The organism is Neobacillus drentensis (assembly GCF_036966985.1).
In the GTDB taxonomy this organism is placed as follows: domain Bacteria; phylum Bacillota; class Bacilli; order Bacillales; family Cytobacillaceae; genus Neobacillus; species Neobacillus drentensis_E.
Genome location: NZ_JBALSN010000252.1, coordinates 1 through 6,388, shown reverse-complemented (window position 1 = coordinate 6,388; position 6,388 = coordinate 1). Strand labels below are relative to the sequence as shown.

6 protein-coding genes are annotated in these 6,388 nt (G+C 38.5%); all 6 read left to right on the top strand.

Annotated features, from left to right (window positions below):
* Positions 1 to 472: tripartite tricarboxylate transporter substrate-binding protein (locus V7659_RS16905; RefSeq protein ID WP_335540980.1), on the top strand; the 472-nt coding region annotated here is incomplete at its 5' end.
* An 81-nt stretch (positions 473 to 553) separates the two neighbouring features.
* Positions 554 to 1,003 (top strand): tripartite tricarboxylate transporter TctB family protein, encoded by a 450-nt coding sequence (locus V7659_RS16900; protein ID WP_335540979.1) that lies wholly within the window; start codon positions 554 to 556, stop codon positions 1,001 to 1,003.
* 14 nt (positions 1,004 to 1,017) lie between these two features.
* Entirely contained in the window at positions 1,018 to 2,526 is a 1,509-nt protein-coding gene (locus V7659_RS16895; RefSeq protein WP_335540978.1) for a tripartite tricarboxylate transporter permease, read from the top strand.
* Positions 2,527 to 2,708: 182 nt separating this feature from the next.
* Positions 2,709 to 2,951 carry an HPr family phosphocarrier protein gene (locus V7659_RS16890; RefSeq protein ID WP_283878543.1) on the top strand — a complete coding sequence of 81 codons (243 nt, stop codon included), beginning with the start codon at positions 2,709 to 2,711 and terminating at the stop codon, positions 2,949 to 2,951.
* A gap of 127 nt (positions 2,952 to 3,078) precedes the next feature.
* Positions 3,079 to 4,137, top strand: a complete 1,059-nt coding sequence (locus V7659_RS16885) for an Ldh family oxidoreductase (protein WP_335540977.1) — start codon at positions 3,079 to 3,081, stop codon at positions 4,135 to 4,137.
* Between the two features lie 1,024 nt (positions 4,138 to 5,161).
* Positions 5,162 to 6,010 carry a MurR/RpiR family transcriptional regulator gene (locus tag V7659_RS16880; protein WP_335540976.1) on the top strand — a complete coding sequence of 283 codons (849 nt, stop codon included), beginning with the start codon at positions 5,162 to 5,164 and terminating at the stop codon, positions 6,008 to 6,010.
* Positions 6,011 to 6,388: the final 378 nt, after the last annotated feature.

Sequence of the window (6,388 nt, the reverse complement as noted above, 5' to 3'; positions counted from 1 at the left end):
TCACATTGCTGCGCTGCAGATGAACAAAGAATTGGGAACCAAATTTAGATCCGTTCACTTCGGCGGAACATCTGAAGCGATTACCGGTGTGCTTGGCGGCCATGTAGATGTATTAATTGCCAAGGTAGGGGAAGTCAAAGAACCCGCAGCAGATAAACAATTGAAGGTGTTGGCTGTGATGATGCCGGAACGCGTTCCTCAATTTCCAGACGTCCCTACTGTGAAAGAAGCTGTTGGTGTCAATATTGAAAATTATTCAATTCGAGGTATCGCCGGTCCTAAAGGAATGGATCCTAAAATTGTAGATAAGCTTCAAGATGCGTTTGAAAAAGCTGAGAAAAATGCAGAGCACGCCAAGAAAATGAGTGATATGGGGCTAAATATTGATACCACCGAAGGTCCAGACTTTAAAGAAATGTTAAAGAAGGAAGAAACAAATGTAATAGAAATGAAGAAATTGTTGGGTTGGTAATTTAGCAGAATACTAGGCTAGCGTTAGTCTTGAGCAAAACGTCTGCCTAGTATAGTTTTTAGGGAAAGGATTTGTTTTCGATTGGAAAATTTAGGAATCTACCTTAGCTTATTCTTCCTACTACTTGGTGTCGTTGTTTTTTCACAATCATTTACGATGGGTTATTATAGCGAATACGGCCCAGGGCCAGGCTTGTTACCACTTTGGACTGGCGGCTTGATAATAGTATTATCCTTATTCTATCTTTGGTTTTCGATCAAAAAGGAAATCATCCTCTTTTCTAAAGCAATCCCAAAAGGAGAAGGACTCATCAATGTAATAACTTGTATGGGTTCGCTCATCCTGTTCATGATCATCGTTCCCTTTACGGGTTTTCTCATTGGCAGCACGATCACATTATTGCTGCTGTTTAAGCGAGGATACAAATGGCCTTGGGCTATAGGGTTATCGGTAACGGTTTCTTTGGTTGTATTTGGATTATTTGATGTGTTATTGCAGGTTCCACTGCCTGTAAATGAATTTGGTTGGTAGGAGGACAGGTTGATATGGAATCAGTAGGTTTTTTACTTGGAGGATTTGAAACGGCGCTTACTTGGACGAATTTACTTTATTGCCTGGTCGGGGTCACCTTTGGGATGTTAATTGGGGTATTGCCAGGACTTGGCCCCACTGCCGGAACCGCGTTGCTTCTGCCGTTGACGTTCGCACTTGAACCGGTTTCCGCCATAATTATGTTATCTGGAATTTACTATGGTTCGATGTATGGCGGTACGATTACTTCGGTACTTATTAATACACCGGGGGAAGCAGCATCCCTGATCACCTGTTTGGATGGGTATCCGTTAGCAAAACAAGGTCGAGCGGGAGTGGCTTTAGGAAGTGCCGGTATTGGTTCTTTTATTGGAGGTATCATTTCGATTATTGGTCTAGTATTGGTGGGGCCGATTTTGGCAAAACAGGCACTCAAATTTGGTCCGCCAGAATTTTTCGCGATGGTTTCATTAGGACTCGCGTTACTTCTCGGATTAATGGGGAAATCGCTGCTGAAAGGGATTCTTGGAGCGCTGTTTGGATTATCTTTGGCTTTTGTCGGACAGGATCCAAGTTCAGGAATTATCCGGTTTGCTTTTGGTGAAACCCATCTCATGAATGGTTTCGATTTTATATCGATTGCTATGGGGCTTTTTGGTTTATCTGAATTATTTTTGAATGCAGAGGCAAGCATGAGTTCAAATGCTGAAGCGCCTCCGAAGGTTCAAGGTCTCCTTCCCCATCGTGAGGAGTGGAAACCGATGATGAAGTCCATTGGGAGAGGAAGTCTTTTAGGTTTTTTCATCGGATTAATTCCGGGTACTAATTCCGTTATTCCAACAATTTTGAGTTATTCCATGGAGAAAAAGCTGGCAAAGGATCCTTCCCGTTTTGGTAAAGGGGCGATAGAAGGAGTTGCTGGTCCGGAAACGGCTAACAATTCCTACTGTGGTGGTGCGCTAGTGCCTCTATTTACACTGGGAATCCCAAGCTCCCCTGCCATAGCCGTCTTATTAGGTGCCTTTATCATGCATGGTCTGACACCGGGGCCAATGTTGTTCCAAAAGAATCCAGAAATGGTCTGGGGAATTATTGCAAGTATGTTCGTTGGGAATGCGATCTTGTTGATTATGAACTTACCGATGGCCAATTTCTGGGCACGACTGACGTTGGTTCCATATCGTCTACTTTTCCCCATCATTTTGATGATTACCATCGTAGGAACGTACAGCTTGAATAATAGTTTGTTTGATGTAGGTGCGATGTTAGTGTTCGGTATCATTGGCTATTTCCTGAAAAAAGCTGAATTTCCTTTAGCTCCGATCATTTTAACCTATGTATTAGGTGTTCTCTTAGAAAAAACCTTATTGCAGTCGTTAACCATATTTGAAGGAAGTTTCTTTGGATTCTTCACGCGTCCAATCTCTGGCACGATTCTAACCATTGCGATTATTTCTATTGTTTTCAGCATCGTTGCTTCTATGAAGAATAGAAGATTAGTTACCGAAGATGTAGAGATGTAAACCAATTTGGTGGAAGGAGATATATTAAGAAGTCTTTATCTCCATTTTATGGGTCATTTTGGGAAGCTTATATTTTGAATTAATCGACCTGCTTACAGGAGACCATACGTGATGACCGAAGGGCAAGTACCTTATTATCAAAAGTTGGTGTTAGATCTTCATTAAAGTATGGAGGCATAAAAATGAGTATTATTACGACAACCGCTATTGTCGAAATCAATCAAACAGCTAATAATTTCCAATCGAGTATTGTTCTCCGTGTTAATAACCGAAGTCTGGATGTAAAAAGCATTATTGGTTTGAGTGTTACCCTTATTACTTCTAATGAGTATCATCTTGAAATTCATGGGACAGATGAAGAGGAAGCCAAAAAACAAATGGTTAATGTTTTTCAAAAGCACGGATTAAAGGTAGAACTAATTTAAATTTGGATGTTTATCTCGAGTGTTTAAAGCCTGGTAACTGACTCCAGGCTTTTATAATAATCCGGGGGTTTGCAATAAAGCGAACTCAATTTCCATATTGCTAGGAATAATGAAAGGATGAGTAACTTTGTCTGGAACTGTTACAAGAGTATATAAAGATGAGTTGGAACGGTTTGTGTTCGATGTCTTTCAAGCTGTGGGCTTGAACGAGGAACATTCTACGTTAGTTGCAAAGCATCTTGTACTTGCGAATCTTCGTGGAATTGACTCACATGGGGTAAGTAGAGTGGATATTTACACCAAACGACTGGATTTAGGCGTAACGGCAAAGACGACAGAAGGAAAAGTAGTAAAAGAATCTGCCGCGAGCATGTTAGTAGACGGAGGAAATGGTTTAGGCATTATTTTGGCAACGAGGGGAATGGAAATTGCGGTTAAAAAGGCGAAGGAAGCTGGGATCGCGGTTGTCGGGATTAAAAATTCGTCGCATTGCGGAATGCTGGCGGACTATACCATGTATGCAGCAAAGCACGATTGTATAGCTTTAGCCACAACCAATGCACCATCTAGCATGGCGCCTTGGGGAGGAAGAGTGGGCTATTTTGGTACGAATCCCTTTTCCTATGGAGTACCTGCAGGGGAAGAGCAGGATATAGTTTTTGATATGGCTACCAGTGTAGTAGCGCGAGGGAGAATTACACTTGCTCGTAAAAACAATCAGCAAATCCCTCTTGGATGGGCCATTACAAAGGATGGTCACCCAACCACGGATCCAGTCGCTGCGGCTGATGGTTTGGTACTTCCCGTTGGAGGACCCAAGGGATACGGACTTGCCTTTTTAATGGAGGTATTATCCGGTCTTTTAACAAGGGCAGCATTTGGTCCGTATATTGCGAGTTTATACAAAGATTTAGATAGAAACCAAAATGTTGGCCAATTTTTCTTTGTCATGAGAGCGGATTTATTCGAAGAGATAAAAGAATTTAAGAACCGCATGGATCAAATGATTAGCGAAATCCGCCATATTCCTTTGGCTGAAGGATTTGAGAAAATCTATTTGCCTGGAGAGATCGAATTAGAACGGACCGTGGAGAGGCAAACAAATGGAATCCCCTTATCGATTCATATTTTGAACGAACTGGAAGCAGTCGGAAGACGATATGGACTTCCTTTTCCTTTTAAGTAAAGAATATGCGAAGGTTAAACAAATAGAAAAAATTTACAAATTTCCCTAGGCGGATTATGGCAGCTATTCTTTATAGGATTTTACAGAAGGATGGGAAAAAGAGAATTCACTATTATTGGGAATTGGCTTTATTTTGAAAAAAGTAGCACCTAAAGAAAAATATGAAACGATTCCAAAATAATCAATTGAGGAGTTGAGCTTATGGAAAAAGAATTAAAAGGTCTTTGCACCATCACTTTAACACTTAATGGAATTTGTAAAACCCAAGAACTGAAGTAACAACAACAGGGCAAGCGTATTTAAAAGCGATCAATAACACAGAACAAATAAAGAAACTTCCCGATTCTGGCCTACAGGTTTACTACAAGGACAGTGAACCGATGAACAATAGGGTAATGTTCCTTAAAATCTTTCATTAATCCTGGAATCAAGGGTCAGTCCCACTAGCCTTGCAAGATAGTAATTAAATTGAATTAATTCAAAACTTTTACATCGGTTTTTCGTTCTCAGTAGAAAAAAGGAGAATAGGGCATTAAAATGACCATGTTCCCTTTTTTTCCTACTTAGTAATTTCCTAATTTTCCTCTTATTCTCCGCTGTTTCTTAACTAATTCTTTCACCAAAGCGACGTTACCGATGGTTTTTCCTTATCTTTTGGTATAGGAAGTTTTTGTCTTCCCTCTGGCTTCTAGGAAGTCTATTTAATTCTTTTAACATTTTTGTGCTTGGTAAATATAAATACGTCCGTAGGACGCGGAAGAATTTCCAGGGTGTTGTCGACGTGCTTTGAATCTTAATGATAAGCGAAATACCTAACGTAATAAGTGCTTAGAACGTTTGATTCCAGTTACCTTGTGTTGGTCCCCCATGAAAATAAAAATGGAAAAAGAGTTAGAAAGTGCCTCCGGCCAAAAGTTCCTATTACTTTGAAATGAAATCTATAATGGTTTGGCCTGCCACATACTATCACATATGGTATGATGTAGAATATGTATCGTTATAATTACAATATAGGAGAAAAGTCATGAAAACGAATGTAATACAATTAATTCAAAATAAGGCACCAGAATTAACTGAATCACAACGTAAAGTAGCCGATTACATAATCAAGAATGCGATGGATGTTGCTTTTTTAACAGTTGATCAATTGGCAGGGCTCGTAGGAACGAGTACAACTACGATCATGAGGATGGCTTTTAAATTAGGTTTTTCGGGTTATGCAGAATTTCAAAAGGAACTTCAAGAACTACTTAGAAATAGGGTCGATCCTCAAACAAGGTTGCAAGTAAATCTGAAGGAAATTGATGAAAGCGATTTATTAGTGCGTTGTGCAGAAAAACAAATAGAAAATATTCGTTCCACAATGGATCTCATTGATAGCCAAACTTTGAATAAGATGATGGATATGATATGTTCTGCCAATCAGATTTATTGCTTAGGTTCCAGAACAAGTAAGCCAGTAGCTCAATTTTTAAATCATGGATTCAATCGATTGTTTGGTAACAGTCATTTGGCAAATGAGGATGAGTGGCCAGAAAAAGTAACTAATTTTTCACCATCAGATTTAGTGATAATTATCAGTTTTCCAAGATATTCTAGCAAAATGATTAACATGGCGAGAGTTGCAAAACAAAATAATGCGAAGATTATTTCTATTACTGACGGATATTCATCTCCTCTAGTGGGTTATACCGATTTATTGCTTCCTTGCAGTTACCAAAGCATTGCTTTTCACAATTCCATCATTGGACCAATGTTTATCGCTGATTACCTTATTAGTGCAATTGCAATTAATTACTCAGATAAAACAAAAGAACGCTTTAAGTCAATTGAACCAATCATTACCGATTTGGGCTATCACTATTTGGATTAAGGAAGAAAGGATGACGTAAATCTATTGAAGATGTTCATGGAATTGCGGATTTATTAATAGAGTACTTTATACAATATTTAAATTAATTACTTATTGACTATCAGGAGTAAGTTTAGAATTTTTTATTTTTTTATGGGACTCCATAAATAACTAAAAGTCATTCTGAAACGAAAAGGCCATACGTGTAAAGTTCACGTATGGCCTTATTTATATATATTAAATTCAGAAAAGTGTAACAAATTTAGTAATGATTAATGTGAATTTTACTTATTTTCAAAATTTATATAGTGAAAAGGTTTACATATAAACAAAACGATGATAATATTTAGGTGTAATAAATATTACATTTCTTTTATTAGTTGTTATTTTTACTACATT